General features: G+C 48.4%; 19 protein-coding genes and 4 pseudogenes. 13 read left to right on the top strand and 10 right to left on the bottom strand.

Annotation, left to right across the window (positions count from 1 at the left end; genetic code table 11):
* Nucleotides 1-197: 197 nt before the first annotated feature.
* Entirely contained in the window at nucleotides 198-503 is a 306-nt protein-coding gene (locus EAV92_RS19140) for an aldo/keto reductase (RefSeq protein ID WP_338134380.1), read from the bottom strand.
* Nucleotides 504-629: 126 nt separating this feature from the next.
* Nucleotides 630-1406, bottom strand: a complete 777-nt coding sequence (locus tag EAV92_RS19135; RefSeq protein WP_123042577.1) for an alpha/beta fold hydrolase — start codon at nucleotides 1404-1406, stop codon at nucleotides 630-632.
* 172 nt (nucleotides 1407-1578) lie between these two features.
* Here EAV92_RS19135 and EAV92_RS19130 point away from each other — a divergent pair, with 172 nt between their 5' ends.
* The gene (locus EAV92_RS19130; protein ID WP_123042576.1) at nucleotides 1579-2007 is read left to right on the top strand and encodes an Rrf2 family transcriptional regulator; all 429 of its coding nucleotides are present in this window, start codon (nucleotides 1579-1581) and stop codon (nucleotides 2005-2007) included.
* A 132-nt stretch (nucleotides 2008-2139) separates the two neighbouring features.
* On the opposite strand, the gene EAV92_RS19125 is transcribed toward EAV92_RS19130, so the two are convergent.
* Complete coding sequence (locus EAV92_RS19125) at nucleotides 2140-3609, bottom strand: MFS transporter (protein WP_123042575.1); 1470 nt, start codon at nucleotides 3607-3609, stop codon at nucleotides 2140-2142.
* Between the two features lie 159 nt (nucleotides 3610-3768).
* Here EAV92_RS19125 and EAV92_RS19120 point away from each other — a divergent pair, with 159 nt between their 5' ends.
* From EAV92_RS19120 to map, 6 genes are all read left to right on the top strand, one after another.
* Nucleotides 3769-4347 carry a TetR/AcrR family transcriptional regulator gene (locus EAV92_RS19120; protein WP_123042574.1) on the top strand — a complete coding sequence of 193 codons (579 nt, stop codon included), beginning with the start codon at nucleotides 3769-3771 and terminating at the stop codon, nucleotides 4345-4347.
* 164 nt (nucleotides 4348-4511) lie between these two features.
* Nucleotides 4512-4790: a hypothetical protein gene (locus tag EAV92_RS24945; protein WP_241158318.1), complete on the top strand. Its 279-nt coding sequence runs from the start codon at nucleotides 4512-4514 to the stop codon at nucleotides 4788-4790.
* Nucleotides 4791-5112: 322 nt separating this feature from the next.
* On the top strand, nucleotides 5113-5817 hold the full coding sequence (locus EAV92_RS19110) for a hypothetical protein (protein ID WP_123042573.1): 705 nt from the start codon (nucleotides 5113-5115) through the stop codon (nucleotides 5815-5817).
* A gap of 10 nt (nucleotides 5818-5827) precedes the next feature.
* Nucleotides 5828-6514 (top strand): CD3324 family protein, encoded by a 687-nt coding sequence (locus EAV92_RS25260; RefSeq protein ID WP_420888788.1) that lies wholly within the window; start codon nucleotides 5828-5830, stop codon nucleotides 6512-6514.
* A gap of 290 nt (nucleotides 6515-6804) precedes the next feature.
* On the top strand, nucleotides 6805-7389 hold the full coding sequence (locus tag EAV92_RS19100; protein WP_123042572.1) for a TetR/AcrR family transcriptional regulator: 585 nt from the start codon (nucleotides 6805-6807) through the stop codon (nucleotides 7387-7389).
* 7 nt (nucleotides 7390-7396) lie between these two features.
* The gene (map, locus tag EAV92_RS19095) at nucleotides 7397-8143 is read left to right on the top strand and encodes a type I methionyl aminopeptidase (protein ID WP_123042571.1); all 747 of its coding nucleotides are present in this window, start codon (nucleotides 7397-7399) and stop codon (nucleotides 8141-8143) included.
* Between the two features lie 48 nt (nucleotides 8144-8191).
* On the opposite strand, the gene EAV92_RS19090 is transcribed toward map, so the two are convergent.
* A complete protein-coding gene (locus EAV92_RS19090) occupies nucleotides 8192-9688 on the bottom strand; it encodes a monooxygenase (protein ID WP_123042570.1) in 1497 nt (498 codons plus the stop codon).
* A gap of 24 nt (nucleotides 9689-9712) precedes the next feature.
* Nucleotides 9713-10219 (bottom strand): RidA family protein, encoded by a 507-nt coding sequence (locus EAV92_RS19085; protein ID WP_241158317.1) that lies wholly within the window; start codon nucleotides 10217-10219, stop codon nucleotides 9713-9715.
* Between the two features lie 130 nt (nucleotides 10220-10349).
* Here EAV92_RS19085 and EAV92_RS19080 point away from each other — a divergent pair, with 130 nt between their 5' ends.
* The gene (locus EAV92_RS19080) at nucleotides 10350-10826 is read left to right on the top strand and encodes a MarR family transcriptional regulator (protein ID WP_123043813.1); all 477 of its coding nucleotides are present in this window, start codon (nucleotides 10350-10352) and stop codon (nucleotides 10824-10826) included.
* Nucleotides 10827-10988: 162 nt separating this feature from the next.
* On the opposite strand, the gene EAV92_RS19075 is transcribed toward EAV92_RS19080, so the two are convergent.
* Together EAV92_RS19075 and EAV92_RS19070 are read right to left on the bottom strand one after the other, a co-directional pair.
* Nucleotides 10989-11291 carry a Dabb family protein gene (locus EAV92_RS19075; RefSeq protein ID WP_123042568.1) on the bottom strand — a complete coding sequence of 101 codons (303 nt, stop codon included), beginning with the start codon at nucleotides 11289-11291 and terminating at the stop codon, nucleotides 10989-10991.
* A gap of 103 nt (nucleotides 11292-11394) precedes the next feature.
* A pseudogene (locus EAV92_RS19070) lies at nucleotides 11395-11802 on the bottom strand (NADPH-dependent FMN reductase); the annotation flags it as partial.
* Nucleotides 11803-11963: 161 nt separating this feature from the next.
* Here EAV92_RS19070 and EAV92_RS24940 point away from each other — a divergent pair.
* Both EAV92_RS24940 and EAV92_RS19060 read left to right on the top strand, forming a co-directional pair.
* Nucleotides 11964-12848 (top strand): annotated as a pseudogene (locus tag EAV92_RS24940) (helix-turn-helix transcriptional regulator).
* 7 nt (nucleotides 12849-12855) lie between these two features.
* Nucleotides 12856-13122, top strand: a pseudogene (locus EAV92_RS19060) (aquaporin); the annotation flags it as partial.
* 151 nt (nucleotides 13123-13273) lie between these two features.
* Here the strand turns inward: EAV92_RS19060 and EAV92_RS19055 are convergent.
* Both EAV92_RS19055 and EAV92_RS19050 read right to left on the bottom strand, forming a co-directional pair.
* Nucleotides 13274-14137 (bottom strand): SDR family NAD(P)-dependent oxidoreductase, encoded by an 864-nt coding sequence (locus EAV92_RS19055; protein WP_123042565.1) that lies wholly within the window; start codon nucleotides 14135-14137, stop codon nucleotides 13274-13276.
* A gap of 48 nt (nucleotides 14138-14185) precedes the next feature.
* Complete coding sequence (locus EAV92_RS19050) at nucleotides 14186-14944, bottom strand: SDR family oxidoreductase (RefSeq protein ID WP_123042564.1); 759 nt, start codon at nucleotides 14942-14944, stop codon at nucleotides 14186-14188.
* A gap of 190 nt (nucleotides 14945-15134) precedes the next feature.
* Here EAV92_RS19050 and EAV92_RS19045 point away from each other — a divergent pair, with 190 nt between their 5' ends.
* The 3 genes from EAV92_RS19045 (at nucleotide 15135) to EAV92_RS19035 (ending at nucleotide 17311) form a co-directional block, all read left to right on the top strand.
* Nucleotides 15135-15773 (top strand): TetR/AcrR family transcriptional regulator, encoded by a 639-nt coding sequence (locus EAV92_RS19045; RefSeq protein ID WP_123042563.1) that lies wholly within the window; start codon nucleotides 15135-15137, stop codon nucleotides 15771-15773.
* A 103-nt stretch (nucleotides 15774-15876) separates the two neighbouring features.
* Nucleotides 15877-16104, top strand: coding sequence for a hypothetical protein (locus tag EAV92_RS19040; RefSeq protein WP_123042562.1), 228 nt, complete (start codon nucleotides 15877-15879; stop codon nucleotides 16102-16104).
* Between the two features lie 13 nt (nucleotides 16105-16117).
* Nucleotides 16118-17311: a winged helix-turn-helix domain-containing protein gene (locus EAV92_RS19035; RefSeq protein ID WP_123042561.1), complete on the top strand. Its 1194-nt coding sequence runs from the start codon at nucleotides 16118-16120 to the stop codon at nucleotides 17309-17311.
* Here EAV92_RS19035 and EAV92_RS24935 read toward each other — a convergent pair.
* Nucleotides 17301-17525, bottom strand: a pseudogene (locus EAV92_RS24935) (hypothetical protein); the annotation flags it as partial. The gene EAV92_RS19035 and the pseudogene EAV92_RS24935 overlap by 11 nt on opposite strands.
* Nucleotides 17526-17641 lie beyond the last annotated feature (116 nt).

Below are 17641 nucleotides of genomic sequence, written 5' to 3'. Positions count from 1 at the left end.
GAATTAAATAAAGAGGGCTCACGCGGCATGCTCCTTTTATTTTTTCGCTGTTACGAGCGTTAAGCTGAACCGTACCACAAGTAGTGGTAAGCGAAGAGTTGAGTTGAAGGTGGAGGCGGCGCTCGCAATGTGTGAGAAGTGTTCGTTCGAGATCGGAAATAATTTGTTTATTTGGTTCATCTGTTTTTCTGCGGATACTAAAAAACCGTTTCGCGGTAATTTCCGCGAAACGGTTCCGTAATCCGAATAGACGGATTATAGTGATTAATGCATCGGATTTTCCCAGCTTTCACCGCTGCTTCAAGATCGTGGATTTCCTGTGCTGTCAGCGTGATTTCAGCGGCTTTTACAGCATCAGCAATTTGGGAAGTTCTCGTAACGCCGATGATCGGAACGGTTCCTTTCGCAATGGCCCAAGCGATTGCAACTTGTGCAGAAGTCGCATTGTGCGTATCGCCGATTTCCTTCATAACATGGATCAAGGCTTCCAGTTTCGCAAGCACGTCTTCATTAAACGCCTCTCTTCTTTGGTGCCGCTTGGGAGAGGATTTTTCGCATTGTATTTGTCGGTTAATGCGCCTTGTTCCAACACCATATAGGAGAAAAACACAATCACAAATGTAGGTTTATTAGGAATGCTTGGCTAAAAAATTTGAGATTCCCTTACAGACTTGATTGGGTGCTTCTAAAGGAGAAAGGTGGCCGGTTTGGGGAATGACGTGTAGTTCTGCACGAGGTATGCGTGGCAGCAGCTCACTTTTCAGCGTTTCCAACCGATCTATCGGGTCAGATTCTCCGGCTATCACAAGTGTGGGGACATTGATGTTTTTCACTTCCCCGGATATATCCTCGAGCATTGCGGTTTCAGGCCATGCCTCACGAGCTAAAGGTGCGCTTTTTTGCATATCCTCGAGCACCATTTCGCGAATATTTTCTTCCAGAGGAAGTAAGGTAATATTGCTCAAAGCCATTTCTGCTCCCTCACGAGTATCATAAAAATGAACCATTGCATTTCTAATTTCTTGTGGCATATCTTGAGGAGTCGGGGGAGATGGTGCAACTAAAATCAAAGCTTCCAAACCGGCGGGATTACGTGAAGCCAGTAACTGTGCCGCTTTACCGCCCATTGAATGACCAATGACCGCATAACGCTTCAAACCAAGCTCTTGAATGAGCGCATGTGCATCATCGGCCAGATCCTTAATTGTATAAGATGTAGCAGACTTATCTGAGTTCCCCCATCCACGTTGGTCATAAGCTATGCAACGGTATTTCTCTTTTAGAACGTCAATAATCTTATCCCAGGTTCGTGCTGACCCGCCGTAAAAGTGCAAAAACACAAGAGCAGTGTCTCCTTGTCCCTGTTGTTCAACATGAAGTTCGACTCCGTTAACAAGATAGTGCATACAATCCACTTCCTTAATAGTATTAGTAACTGTTACTGTTACATATAATAAGATATCGAATCATGCCTTAGAAGTCAAGTTGATTCCGTGACCATTTTTTTAAATTTGATTTGCCTTTCAAAAATCAATACACTACAAATAAGCTTTACTCTGAAAGAAGGACCTTGCAAAAATGAGAAGCCAACAGTTCTCTGTAGCCGTTCATATTTTATGCTTTCTTGAATTTAATAAAAAAGGCCGTACCACGTCCGAATTACTTGCTATGAGTGTGAACGCGAATTCGGCGGTTATTAGAAGAATTATGAGAAAACTTACTAAAGCAGGTCTTATTACATCTACTCTTGGAACAAATGCAGCGATAAGCCTGGCCAAAAAGGCAAATCAAATCACGCTATTGGATGTTTACCGTGCTACCATTGAAGATAATCGTGGAATTTTTATCATTCATCAAGATACAAACCCGACTTGTCCGGTAGGAAGTAAAATGCCGCATTTATTAAATGGAGTTTACACTAAAGTCCAAACGACGATGGAGAACGAATTGGCGGGCATTACGATTGATCAGCTGGTCAAGAGTGGAATAGTCGAAACGAAAAATTAAGACGTGAACGGTAACGTCTTTGTCGGGATGGGTTTGGGATGGGCAAATAGACGATAAAAGCCCAAAAACAAAAGGACATTCGCACTGAAAACTCAAAGCGGATGTCCTTTTTGTAATCTCCATTAGCGACTTTCACGATCGACGAACACCGTTTCGCCCAGCCAGCATCAATGCCAGCGGCAGGATGAGCGCAGCGGCGGCGGCCAGCACATATAGACAAATGTTAAACGCGTCGGGATAGGCGGAGACCGAGCTATGGGCTCCAAGAGCGCTAAGCCAAACGATGCCGATCAGGGCGATTCCGATCGTAGAGGCGATCTGTATGCTGGTTGTCATAACACCGGATGCGGAGCCGATGTCCGTTGTGCGGATCTTCGCCAAAACGATATTAGTCAGTGGCGCGGCGACGAAGCCTTGACCGATGCCGAGCGCAGCTAAAGCCGGGATCCACACGCCGATATCGGATGAAACCCCGGTTGTTCGGACCGCCCAGCTAAGCAGCAGGTAACCTGCTGTCGTCAAGATGGAACCGACGGTCAGCACATGGGCTCCAAGCTTCGCGGCGACTCGGGAAGAGAACAGCGATGCGAGGAAATAGCCCATTCCCATCGACCCGATTACAAGACCTGCTTGCAGAGCCGAGAAATGAAGTCCAAGCTGAAGCATGTAGGCGGCGACAAGGAAGAAGGCGCCCTGCGATGACATCAACAGCAGCACGACGAGAATGCCGAACGTGAACACCCTATGTCTAAAGAGATCGACATTCATAAATGGGAGCCGGCCGCGGCGAAGCAGCCGCCGTTCGTACCAGGCGAACAAAACCAACACAGGGGCCGACAAGAGCAAACTGACGACGAGGCTCGCGGGCCATCCTTCACGTTGTCCCTGCACGAGCGGATAGACGAGCATCAGCAAGCCTGCAGCGGCGAGTGCGGCACCAATCCAATCCAGTCCGGCGCGATCCGGCGAGCCGGATTCCGGAATAAACGGAATCAGGGCCAATATCAGAGCCCCGAGCAGGACGCTGATCAGAAACACTGCTCTCCAATCCAGATCCCACAAATCCATGCGGAGAAGCAGCCCGCCGATGATCTGCCCGACCGCCGCCGCGATTCCCTGGGTCGCTCCATACATGCCGAAGATCGCACCTCGACGTTCCGGAGTATAATTGGCTTGAATGAGGGATAAAATCTGCGGCATAAACAAAGCGGCGCCGACGCCTTGCAAAACTCGCGACGCAATGAGCATCGTGACAAGGGCAGATAGGCCGCATAATAGAGAAGCAATCGTGAATAGGGCCACCCCGATGAACAGCATTCTCCGGCGACCAAACCGATCGCCCAGCCGTGCACCGATAATCAGCAGAACGGCAAACGTAAGAGTATACCCGGTAAGCATGAATTGTACATCGGCGAAGCTGGCCTCGAGCCCTTTTTGGATCGAAGGCATGGCTACGTTCACGATGAACGCGTTCGACACGGCCATAAATACAGACAATAGCAGAGCCGGCAGCATCAGACGCGATCTGCGTCCGTCTCCTTTAGAGACGGGGTCGCGAGTCCGCGCCGACTGGGCGGAAGCGTCCGAAAATGTCTTGGGCATAGAAAGTTCCCCTTTCCCACTACTCGCTCAATTGACAGAAGGCGAGAGGGCTTCATATAATGGGGGAGACAGGTCTGTCTCACCAGATTGAAATGATACAGACAGATCTGTCTCATGTCAATGCACTTTTTTCCAAACTTTTAGAGACGGGGGTCGAAGATGAAAAAAGAATCGGCCAGAGATCGGATACTGCGGGTCGCCTCCGAATTGTTCTACATGGAGGGAATACGGGCGGTCGGCATCGATCGGATTATCAAGCAATCCGGCGTTGCCAAGGCAAGCTTCTATCGAAGCTTCGCGACGAAAGATGATCTGACGGTTGCTTATCTCGAATTCAGAGATGAACTAAAAATAGATAAATTTGAAAAACTGAGGCAGCTGTACCCGAACTCCCCTAAAGAACAGCTCGTCACCCTCATCCACGATGTGACCGAACAGATGGGGATGTCGGATTACCGGGGGTGTCCGTTCTTGAACGCGGCGGTCGAATTCCCGGATCCGGACCACCCTGCCCACGTCAAATTGCTGAACATTCAGAGGAGCTTCTGGTCCCGGGTCCTAGAGCTTGCAAGGGCAAGCGGGGCACGTCAGCCCGAGGAGCTGGCTGCGCAGCTGAGGATGTTATATGACGGATTCGTCATGAAGAGGTACTTGGATAAGTCCGATTTCGATCGGGAGTATTTCCGGAATGCTGCGGAGCTGCTCTTGGAGAAGCAGCTCGACAACCATCGCGGGTAACCAAGTTCCGCATGCATCGCTTCCGCGATGCTATATGTCTCGGAGGACACAACCCAAGCGAAAGTATGGGAGTGTCCTCTTTGATCCGCCATTAAGCGAACGGTCAGAGTTATATTAAAACACTTGAGGGGGTCGAAACGGAGAGTCATAAAGTCGTTGTCCGGATGAACGATAAAGATACATTTCCAAGCTTTATCAAAGAAAAATGGTGCATCGAGCAAACAGCCGCAGTTGGCGTTCCAGGACCCGAAGTGTTGTCCATGGGTATAGTTGATGAAACTGTATATATGATTCAAGCCTTTATTGAGGGAGACAACGGAGTAGACAGTACTGTTCCCATTTCCATTCGCCCATTCTCCCATATTGTAAAAGTTCGGATTCAAGTAAAGCATAGAGGAGGAGCGGGATTAATTACAAACATGACTTCGGTGAATGATTCGTGAGGAATTATGGGGAACTTGCCCCGCTGTTTCCGCTCTCGTGGTTTCTGGCAGTAGTTCGGTAAGCTCTACGTTGCAGAGCTTAACCGCAAAACGCAAGTCGCTTTAAAGCCCGGAACGTCGCCGCGCGGCACACTTAGGCGCATTTTTCGCCGATAGCGTTAAGCTGAACCGTATCATAAGTGACGGCAAGTTCTTTGGTAGTGTAAAGTCGGGTTAAGCCATACATTGCATATTACAAAACCATTTCTAATGCTAAGATTTTCACAAATCAGATGCGCACCTGATTGAAGTGAGTTGAGAATCGAGCTAAGGAGATGAGAAGATGAGTAAGGATAATATCTTACGATCGATGCTATCCGAGAAGGTCAACATGACCCCGAATGGATTTGTGGCAGATCAATTAACCCCCGATCAGTTCTGGAATTGTCATGAGTTGTTTTTTGACAGTCTATTTGAAGTTCATGCTTCGGACATATCGGGAGTAGAGGGCTACGGTCGATTCAATGAGGATTGTAAAACGGAATACGGAAGTTGCAAGGAATTTTTGGTCGATACGTTCGCAGAGGATAAAGAAGGCTACTGGTATAACTGGGGGGAAATGTTCGGGACGACACTGTTGCAGCGCGATTTCTTCGAGCAGTACTACAAGGAAATGGAGGAGAGAATTCCTTATTGCGAGGGAAAGCGTTATTTGGTGAATAACTTCACATTTTTCGAAAAAATGATTACAGATGGGAAGACGACGGTCGGGTTTCCCGACTGGAGCTTCTCCGGCATCGGAGACTTCCTTATCGACTTCGCGATCATGGATTTAAATAAACCTTATTTGCGAATTCCGGAACTGCTCGTGGAGTACTGCAAGAAGAAGAATATCTTCATTCCTGACTTTAAAGAAAGATTCTTATGTATGGCGTATTATAAAGGGATCGATGGTTTACGCTGGCATGCATCGATCGACGACGCGGAGTCCTGCACTTCCATGATGAAATCGATCAGCGAACTGAAGGAGCGAATAAATGCTTTGTGACGGTGATTAGATGAAATATGAGAATGGCTGTGACATCCTCCCAGAGGAGCTATTACGGGAAGTTCAAAAATACGCAGCAGGCAAACTGCTCTATATTCCCTCGGGGGAGGAAAAGAGAGCTTGGGGAGAAGCCTCCGGCTACCGCAAGCAACTGCAGCGTAGAAATCGGATGATTCGCAACAAGTACGCTCATGGGCGTACGGTATCCGAGCTTGCTGACGAATACTTCTTATCCCTGGATTCGATTAAGAAGATTCTTTATTCGAAGAAGCAGGATGATCATCTAGTGTATGCACCGTCGATCGAATCGGCTGTTAACTATGCGAATGAAGGAATGCTTGAAGAATGGATGAATTGTTACTGGCAGCTTTCCAAGAAAACAGCAGTCGAGTCGGAAGATGTTGTGGCAGATCGGCTCTATTTCGGTATCGTAAAGCTTCCATTGCGTCTCATTCAACAGGATGAGTTCAATATCGGTGACGCTCATGCGGTTGCAACTGAAGACTTTTCAACACTTAGGCCTCTTATCATAGAGTATCATCAAGGGAAATTTTATTGTACCGAACAGAAGGCGCTATTGGCGGGGTTGAAGCAACGAAAGGTTAATAGTTACCCGACCATCATCGTGTTGCAGGATAGCACCGATTATAAGAGGTTTATGAATCATTTTGGAACAGTATTATTTTTCGTCAAATAAAGCATTAGAAACGGCCATCCCGCAAAGGATGGCCTTAAAAACTTGCCGTTACATATAGCACGGAGAACCGTATCATAAGTAAGGTACGCACAATCAGAAAATAAATCGTGCTTGATAGCAGCTATATCAGCAGATTAAGACGATAGTGACAATTGTCCGGCGAACAAAGACTATAAATTAACAACAACTTTATTTTCTTTCACGAACAGACCATTTGCATATCCTCGCCCCATGTGTTACCGTTTTTATATCGACAAATTTGCAGGTCAATACAAGGAGGTCACGCGCCTATGTGCCCCCGTACTAAAGAACAAAATGAGCTCATCCGCATACAGCGCAGAGGACAGATCCTGGCCGCCGCCGCGCGCGCCTACTTCCGCACGGGCGGCAGCTTTGATATTCGCGACGTCGCCCGCGAGGCCGAACTCGGTTACGGCACGGTATACCATTACTACCCCAACCGGCATTTATTAATAGAAGATGTACTGGGCAGCGGCTTCGAACGATGCGAGCAAGCCCTGGCAGAATGGGCAAACACCTGCGACGGCAGTCCGGAAGATAGACAGCTGTTGACGTATTGCAAGGTGCTGCTCCGGCTGTGGCAGTCGGACGCCTGCGCATATCTCGTCTACAAAATGGCCGCGGAGCATTATGCAGGCTTGCCTGAGAAGGATCGGCACCCCATCAAGAGACGATTCACGGAACGGCTGTACGTTCCGCTCCAATCGATCGCCCAGCGCGAAGACGACAGCGTCGACTATATGCTTGCTGTGCTGGTCGGCTGCTGTGGGCTGCACTACTATGCGGGCACTTCCGAGCTGGACGTCGATCGAATCGCCAAGCTCGCGATGCAAGCTACTACGAAGGAGTCCTGATACGAACATGATCATCTTAAAAAGCAAACATGAAATCGAGGCCATCCGCAAGGCATGCCAAGTGGTGGCTGAATGCCACCGTACGATTGCCCCGCTCATCAAACCTGGCATCACGACGAACGAGATCGAGCGCATATTCGAGGACATTATTCTGAAGCACGGCGCCAAGCCATACGAGAAGGGCTACAAGGGCTATCCATATGCGACCTGTGCCTCCGTCAACGACGTGATCGCGCATGGCTTCCCTAGCGATAAGCCACTGGAGGAAGGCGATATCGTAACGATCGACACGGTCGCGGAGCTCGACGGCTGGCTCGGCGATTCGGCTTGGAGCTATGCGGTCGGGAAGATTTCGCCGACGGCCGAGAAGCTGATGCGCGTCACGAAGGAATGCCTTGACCTCGGCATCGCGCAGGCGAAGCCCGGCAATCGGCTCGGCGACGTGACGAGCGCGATCCAGCGGCATGCAGAATCGCACGGCTTCGGCGTCGTGCGCGATCTTCTCGCCCATGGCATAGGCCGGGACCTGCACGAGGAGCCGACTTATATGCATGTCGGCAAGCCCGGCAAAGGCCTCCGGATCAAGGAAGGTATGGTGTTCACGATCGAGCCCATGATCACTGAAGGCACCTACCACATGACAATCGATCCGGACGGCTGGACCGCGAGGACGCTGGACCGCAAGCTCGCCGCCCAATACGAGCATACGATCGCCATCACGGCTGAAGGTCCACAAATCCTGACCGCGCAATAGTATAATTAGAAGCCGACCACGAGATGGTCGACTTCTTTTTACGAATGACTATTCCTTAATGTTTCCGCACCAGCGCGTGATTCCTTCATTTATCATTTGCATTGGATTCGGAGCTGATAGAGAAATCGCCCAGGCAATATGACCATCCGGCCGAATAAGTGCCGTGTGGACGTCGTTCCAATCCGCGTCTGCCTGAGCCAAAGATGCATGAACAACTTGAAGGTTGCTATACGTTTCCCATTGACCGCTATTCTGTTCATTAAAATGGAAGCGCAACAGAAGAAAAGTACCTTTGTTTAGGAATGGATAGGAGTTAATCCATTGCCCGTCTTTCAGCTTTAAGGTTAGATCCTTGAAACGTTTCCCGTTTAAAGGATGGAGAGGCGCTTCGGCATCTGGAGCATAATGTACGTCCATTGCGGAAATTTGTGCGGCGATTTGATAATTAGCCTCCGGTATTTGAATCAGATTAGCCAGCATGCTTCGCAGTTCCGTGATGGGAGGAGTCACGTCCAGAAGCAGGGTTTGGACCTCGGTATTCCGGAGCAAAGCCGTGTTCCATGGGAAACGTTCGGTATGATAACTGTCCAATAGCCAGTCCGGAGCCCAGCCTTTGATTGCTCCCGCAAGCTTCCAGCCTAAATTCATCGCTTCTTGCAAGCCGACGTTCATTCCCTGTCCACCAGCCGGAAAATGAATGTGCGCCGAATCTCCCGCCAAAAACAATCGTCCATTCCGATAGCGTCCCGCTTGCCGCGTCGCATTTCCGAAACGGGACATCCATTTCACATCGTTCAGTCCCAGGTCGCTTCCGGTCGTACGGATAAGCGATGAACGAAACTCTTCCAATGTAACGGTCTCATCCTTAGAGACGTTACGTCTCTCCATATCGATCATTAAGACCCGGTAAATATGATCATTGATCGGCATGATGCTGACCAAACCCTTTTCCGTAATCCGGGATATGACGCTCATAGGAGCTAAATCAGATAGAACGGCATCCCCCAGAATAGCCGTGAAGGTCGCGTCCGTACCTTCAAACGATATGTTTGCATGTTTTCGAACCAAACTTCTGGCTCCGTCCGTACCTACCACATAAGCGGATCTTAACGTTGTTTCTCCATGAGGTCCGGCGATCTTAACGTCGACCCTGTCCTCATCCTGATGCACGGATAGAGCCTCAACCTCTCGCCAAACCTCTGCGCCAAGGCTAAGAGCCCATTCCTCCAGCACCTTCTCCGTCTCACTCTGCGGTAAAAAGAGAGTGTGATTGGAAGTGGAATCCAACGCCGAGAAATCCAAAGGAGTTTTCAATCCGGCAAAATGTCCTCTTGAAAGTAAGCGGCCTTGACGAATTAATCGTGATTTCACTCCACGCATATCTAATATTTCAAGGGTTCGTGGATGTACCGTAAGCGCGCGTGAATATGGAGTTGTTTCTTTTAATCGCTCAATGACGCAAACCTTTACACCGGCTAATGCCAATTCTCCAGCCAGCATCATGCCGACAGGTCCGCCACCGATAAGGATGACTTCATATTCCATACAAATAACCTCTTTTCCTAAATATTATGGGAAGATAACGATAGCGTCTATTTCGATAAGCCATTCAGGATCGGCTAGTGCTTGAACGCCTATATATGTACTTGCTGTCTTCGGCCAGTTAGCGCCAAACACATGAAATCCGGCGTCAAAAATAATCGAAATCAATTCCGGGTTGTGGTTTACCACAAAAATATTCATTTTTGCAATGTACAATGGATCCGCTCGCGCGGCTTCCAATGCATACTTAATATTGGTAAACACTTGAATCGCCTGCGCGTAATAATCCCCTGAACCGACCAATGCTCCTGTTTCATCTACGGAAACCTGACCTGAGATGAAGGCCAATTTAGAGGCAGAAGTTACGACGACGTGAGAAATTACAGATGTAACCTTATCCGTCAATGTCTTTGGATTCACGATTTCCATAGTGTTTCGGGAAGAACCTCCTTCATGAATTATTGTTTCTAGCGCACCATTTTTGTCCTCAATAATACAAGGCAAAACAAAAATTAATAAATAATTTTGTTTCACATGAAACAATATTATTGTACGGTGTCATTCCTTATCCTGTCAACCCCAATATGAGCATGCCTGTCCGCTTGTTTCTCAGAAAACAATCTATGATATAATGAAACAAATGATTCAAGGAGCCGGCATGATCATGGATACTGCCAATAAAAACAAAGCCGCAATTCATGAGTTTTTCATTCAGTTTCTTCAGCAAAAAGAGCAATATGAAACGCGAATAACTGCAACATACCTCGAGGATATCCGGAAGCATATCGAATCGGAATTCAGATTGAACATGTCGGAACTGCACACCATTGCGTGCATCGGAGAGCGGGAGCCGATCAATGTCACTTCCATCGCGGAAAGGTTAAATTTAAGCAAAGGGAATACCTCCAAGATCGCAAATAAATTACTTAAGGCAGGTTGGGTGCGGAAAGCCCAACTCAACGATAACAAAAAGGAAGTATATTTTCGGCTAACGTCTGTCGGGAAAAAGCTATTTGCTGCTCATGATGAGCTCCATGCGAAGGAAAAGCAAAGAATGTACGAATTTTTGGAAAGATTCAACGAAAGCGAGCTTGAATTTATCAAACGGCTGTTTGAAGATATGGTTGACTTCTATCGCTAACGTACCTCAACAACGTTCCCACAGCAGCAGAGACCATCACGAACAATGAATGGCGTATACAGCCTCCGGCTGCACACGCCATTCATTGTCCCTCATCTATCTGGAGTTGTTCGGGTGTTTTGCCAACCGTGAAAAGTTCGGTAATCCGCTTCCGTTGACGCGTTAAGCAATCGGGTAATCCATAACGACGATCCCTTCAACGAATGGGCCAATGGATTGCAATAAATTAAGATGCAGGGGGTGCTGATTATAATCCCGGCAAGCCTGCTGATACTCAAAAGTAACTCGAATGCCCAACGTATAACCCTGCTTGTGCTCTACTTCCTCCGTAACGTTCATTCCGGCGCTTATATCGACAATACCCGGAATCTCATCTTTAAAGGCAAGCGCATTCTTCACTATATCTTCTTGTCGGTCAGTAGAAAAATTGGCATTGAGCTTCAACAATACAATATGCTCGAACATCCGTTTCCCCTCCAAGGTTCCTGATTATAGTTAGCTCTGCAGCTGCTTCAATCGGGATTGTTCCTTCATCCATTTCACGAAATTGTCGGCTACGAGATCAAGGTAAAAGCGGCGAGGAGATACCGGAAGAGAACAGAATGTCTCGCAGATGACCCTGCGCTTTGACAGACCCCAACAATCCCATGGAAGATCCCACGATCCACGAGGGCTTCCCCATCATGACTCGATCGACGCGGGATAACCAGTCAATTGCATTCGCCATGACGCCGGGAATGGTTGAATTATACTCCGGAGTGACCCATAACACCGCGTCGGCAGCAGCGACTTTGCTTTTGAAATCGATAACCGGCTGCGGCGGAACAGACTCGATATCCTGATCGTAAAAAGGAAGGTCCCGAATGTTTAAGACATCCAACTGAAAAAAGTGCTTATAACGGTTTTGAATATAACGGGCTAACTTCAAGTTGTACGATTCTTTGCGAATGCTTCCGACAATGGCAGCTACTTTCATTCTCATCACCTCATCCGATAATCGTTGTCCGATCCATTCTTGCCATTCTTCCTAAGGAGGACATAGACTAGTGTATATGGACCTGACGTGGCTAGGGAGAGATCTGGTTATCGTAGGAGTGGGAATCCTACGTTCATGAATGGAGAGGAGGCGTGGAGATCATGGCGAGCAGATTGGACCGTTACGAGGAATTGTCCCGTTTTCTGCGAACGCGCCGGGAACGAATGACCCCTCAGGAAGTAGGTTTGCCGGAGTCAGGACGCAGAAGGACACCCGGACTTCGCCGCAGCGAGGTCGCTCTGCTGGCGGACGTGGGGCTGGATTGGTATACCTATTTGGAACAAGGGCGTCATATCAACGTATCCGCCGAGGTTCTTGATCGAATAGCGGAAGTGCTTCGGTTAGAGGAATCGGAACGCAGGCATCTGTACCATCTTGCCCGTAAGCAATTTCCCTTGGTCGATACGAACCAACTCTCTAAGGTAACGCCGGAACTCCAACGCTTTTTGGATAGCCAAACCCTGTCCCCATCGAATGTCATGGATGCGCGCATGAACATCATTGCCTGGAATGAGGCCTATTGCGCATTGAATGGGGATCTCGCGGCTATGTCGGAGAGGGAACGAAATTTTGTCTGGATGACGTTTACTTCTCCCCGTTTCCGCTATGTCAAAGGAGACCAATGGGAACTTCATGCGCAACGGATCGTAGCTAATTTCCATGCCGGATAAGCGCGTCACGGCGACGATCCTTGGTGGTCTGAGCAGTTCGAGTCGCTGTCGCAGGCAAGCAGGGAGTTTCGGGAGTTTTGGGATTCCCAGGAGATTCTCGATGCCATTGATGCTCCCAAGACGCTGCATTGTCCGAATCTCGGGAAATTGAATTTTGATCTTGTATCTTTTCAGTATTTGAACGATGCAAACTTGACCGTGTCCATCCATGTTCCCCATCAAGACGGCACGATGGAAAAGATGCAGCGGCTATTGAGTGACTATCAGAGCCGGCATTCAGAGTTGCTTGAATCCAGAAGTTCAGATTTGGTCTAGATTTCGCGTATTGACGTTCGTTTTCGTCTACGCCATTCTCGGCGTGACCTCGGAGTCCGGCAATGGCAAAGTCGCCGGGTTGGTTATCGGCTTGACGGGGACTTCGGTCAATCCGGCGAGAAGCTTCGGACCAGCGATCCTGCTCGGGGGAGAAGCATGGTACGAACTGTGGGTTTTCGTCACGGCTCCATTCCTCGGGGCGCTGCTGGCGGCGGCCGCTTACCGGCTGCTAAAAGTCCGCAAAGCCTGCAAACAACGATGCTGGAGCCCATAATTGTAGCAACCAAAAGGAGCTGCCCGCGGCAGCTCCTTTCGTTTTTTTTCGCCATTATGACCGTTAAGCTGAACCCTGCCATAATAAGCAACTCTCTTGCAGAACACCGGCTCCTCAGTAAACAGTCTCCTAAACAAAGTTCTTCTGGAACTCAGCCATGAGGAGCACCGTCAAGAAACTCACGGCTATATATGTCCGAAATTCTGTCTAGGACGCGCTGCGCATGTTCTGCAAATTTCAAGTCCGCAACCCGACCCTTCAACAAAAATACGCCGGTCTCATCGCGGTGTTTGCCGAGAGCTCCTTCATATAATTGGTCGGCGCCGTGGGTAGGCGGAGAGGAAATAGCCCTAAAAAGCAGTTCAAACCATACGGGCATTCCCGAATCTTTTCCCTTTTTTAGCGTATTGTTAAGTCCCGGGTCAACGCTGCGGATCTTGATGCCTTCCTTGGCAAGTCGGGGCGCCACCGCTTGAGTCCACAACGATAGCGCCAACTTAGAGGCCGCATAGGGACCCACCATTTTGCGGAAGATATTGGGATGCTCTAGGTTTTCGATAGTAAACTCCTTCGTGAATCTAAGCACCTGTGATGAAGTGTTGATCACCGTCTTTAATCGGCCGTTTTTCAACGATTCCTTCAATTCCATCAGAATGATATAAGGAACGACCGTCAACAATTCATAGTGCTTTTCGCGACCTTGCTTCGAATAGCTCAGCTCGCTTAAGCCGCCTCCGGCGTTGTTGAACAAAATATCGATCTGCGGTTCCTGGCTTTTGATTTCTTCCAAAGAGCGTCTCAAGCTGCCATAATCGGCGAGATCCGTCACTTTATAGGTTCGAAGCCGTCCGTTCTTGAGGGCATTTTGCATGAGCATATCGTCCTCCGGAAAATCGGAACGGTTCAAAGTAACGACCTGCCAGTTCTGCGATAGCAATTTCCGGGCTAGTGCCAACCCAATCCCCTGGCTTGCGCCCGTAATCAGTGCGATATGTTCTCGTGCGTTCGTATTCAATGGATGTCCTCCCCTTCTAGGTCGGTTCGCCATAGTCGTGGAAACGGATCAGATCTGGGTGCCGCCTCCGTCGACAGGGAACTCGGCCCCGGTGGTATAAGTGGCGTCAAATGCTAGGAATGCCACGACTTTGGCGACCTCGACCGGATCGCCCAAACGCAGCATCGGAATCTGCTGTGTCATCTGAGCCTTTGTCTGTTCGGCAGCTTCTTTCGGCATCGCCTTCTCTAAGATACCAGTGTCAATGACGCCGGGACTGACTGCGTTCACGCGAATATTCCGAGATAATAACTCGCGTGCCAGACTTCGAGTCATGGAGCGCAGCGCCGCTTTACTAGCTGCGTACGCACTGAGCATGGGGAGACCCACTGCGTTCACGATTGAAGTAGTAAGTACTACCCCGCTTCCCGTGCTCAGGAGTGGGGCGAGTTTTTGTACGGTGAAGTACGGACCTTTGGCGTTGATGGTAAGGATCTCGTCGTACGTTTCTTCGGTCGTTGACTCGAAAGGGACAAAGCCCGTGACGCCTGCGTTAACGAACAGGGCATCTATCGTTCCGAATTCAACCTTCACTCGATCGGCCAACGCGGCGACATCCTTCAATGAGGCGGCATCGCTCAAGCACGCGAACGCGTTGTTGCCGAGTTGTTCGCGAGCCGCGTCAAGCGTCGCTTGAGTACGTCCGGTAATCAGAACGTATGCTCCTTCATCCACTAGCAACTTCGCTGTCGCGAGGCCGATTCCACTGCTGCCTCCCGTGATCACGACTTTCTTGCCGGAGAATTTGCCCGTACTGGTTGGTTCCATTTGAATCGTCCTCCCTTTGTGTAATCCGCAATCGGATGATTAGGTACAGGACGATTATACAACAATCACTTAACAAAATGAACTAATTTAATTAAATTAGTAAATTTAATTCGTTTGATTATTGATGTAAATAAAAATCAGCAAATTTGTTATAATGCATTTGTTAAGCAACAAAGGGAGGCGCTTATTCGTGAGAAAAGCCGTGAGTGTGGAGACCTATATAGAAAAAATAAAAACCGTTATAAGAAGAACAAAATTCAGCCAACTGAAAGTCGACGATCTCGCAAAATACATGGATATCAGCAAAGTGACGCTGTATAAGTATTTTGCCTCCAAAGATGACATCATCGAACAAGTCGTAGAGTATTACATTGAGTACTCGAAGAAAGCTGACGCCACGGTCAAAGATGATTCCGTCTCCTTTTTGGAGCGGTTTCAAATCACGTTCTTACAATCATTGATGTGTGCCATGTTTATCTCTGATCTGTTCTTGCAGGATCTGAAGGAATTTTATCCGCATCATTTTGAAAATCTGTCAGTTGCCCTGCAAAATCGGAACAAAAGCTTACAAACTTTTTTTGAATCCGGTATGGAGCAACAGATTTTCAACAGATTGAATGCCGTGTTGTTTATGGTTCAAGACGACGCTGTGCTTCGGCGCTTTATCGAGCCATCATTTTCGATTCAGTATGATATCACCTTGAAACAAGCCATAATGGATTTCTACCACATGAAGAAGTATCAATTGCTAAAACCTGAATACCTGAAGATGACAGACGACTCCAATATGGAGGGGAAGATCGTTCATCTTCTGCAAACCATCTCATAAAGTTAATGCTCACCTTGCATTTAAGAGAGCTTGAACGGGATGGCATCATTCATCGGGGGGAGGGGATCATCTTATCCTATTGTTTTCCGTTGAAGGTTCCATCATGAAGGGTTTCGATCATGAATCCCCATTAAGCCCGTATGCACAAGACGAACATAGAGTATGGCCGGGCATCTATGATAACGTTCCAAGCGAATTATTGTCTCTTCTGGAGCATGAAGGCGAAGGTGTCCCTATTACGATTGAGAAGATTCAAAAGCTAAACCCCGACTGTGCCGCAGAGGAAGTTTATCGGGAGTTGGAGTCCATGGGGTTCATGAAAATGGATTGAAGCAGGTGAGAACATGATCCGAATAACAAACCGCCAGGCACGGCAATTCCTGTTGTTGAAGCATGGACTTTTGGGCGAATATAAATTTAGTGAGAAGCAGGGCGTATTGGACTTTGCTCGGCAGGTCGGCTGCATTCAATACGACCCTATTGATGTTTGCGGGAAAAACGCCGAATTGGTGCTGCAGTCGCGAATCAAGGGATTTACCAAGGGAATGCTCGCCGAGTTGCTGTATGAGGATAGAAGCCTTGTCGATTATCCCGACAAGAACCTGGCCATTATCACTGTCGAGGACTGGCCGTATTTCGATCGATACAGGCAAGCCGCCCGAAAACATGCCGAACGCTATCCCGAATTGGAAGCGTTGACAGCGCAAGTACGGGCTCATATCCAAAATCACGGAGTCGTAAGTTCGGATGATTTAAAATTGGATGGAGAATTTTCTTGGCAATCGGCCATCCACTGGAGCGGTGGAAACAATTCATCTCGATCAGCGCTGGAACAGATGTATTCGACAGGCGAGTTGATTATCCATCATAAAAAAGGAACGCGTAAATACTACGATATCGCCAAGAAGTACATACGGCCCAATCTGCTGAATGCATCAGAGCCGCTGAAGGATGAGCTTGAGCATCATAAGTGGCGGGTACTGCGCCGAATCGGCTCCGTTGGTCTCTTATGGAATCGTGCGTCAGATGCATGGCTGAATATATGGGGGTTGAAAGCAGCACAGCGTAACGAGGTTTTTCGCCAGCTACTACAAGAAGCTCGCATTATTGCTGTTGCCGTGGAACGAATAAAAGATACGCTGTACTGCCTCGCGGAGGATTTGCCGCTTATGGAAGCCGTTCTGCAAAATCAGAAGCTGAAATGGCGTTGCGAGCTTATTGCTCCTCTAGATAATTTGATATGGGACAGAAAACTGATCAACGACTTGTTCGGTTTCGATTACACCTGGGAGATTTACACGCCTGCAACCAAACGAAAATTCGGCTATTATGTGCTGCCTCTATTATATGGAGAGCGCTTCATTGGACGAGCCGAGATCATCGTGGAGCGCAAAGCAGGAACGCTCGTTGTTAAAAACATCTGGTACGAGAACGAAGTGAAGCAAACAAAGGAATTGCGAACAGCATTGAACGGTTGTTTTCAAAAATTCGCGTTATTCAATGGGTGCGAGACGATTTCGGCAGAGTCTATGAACTGATAAGCTCCGTTACATCCAAGACGGGGTTATTCGGTGTTCCTTCAATGCTCTTGTTTCGCAGGAGAACCCCCCTTGCTGCTTCCATGTAAGATAACATGATTGGTGAAAGCCACTTGTCCTTATGCCATAACATCTGCGTAAACACGTGCAAGGCCGGAATTTGCCATGGAAGGGCAACAAGTTCGCCCCGTTTAACTTCGGCTTCTGCTTTTATTTACAGCGCTTGCTTGCGTCATGCCAGGGAGCACAGATCTCATCCTATCGAGTCGATCTGGGGCCTGCCGGTCGCGGAATTAACAGTGCCGATAATGAATTTATTGATGACAATCT

The organism is Cohnella candidum (assembly GCF_003713065.1).
Taxonomy (GTDB): Bacteria; Bacillota; Bacilli; order Paenibacillales; family Paenibacillaceae; genus Cohnella; species Cohnella candidum.
Note: the sequence above shows the minus strand (reverse complement) of the source record. Positions and strands in the feature narration are given on the sequence as shown.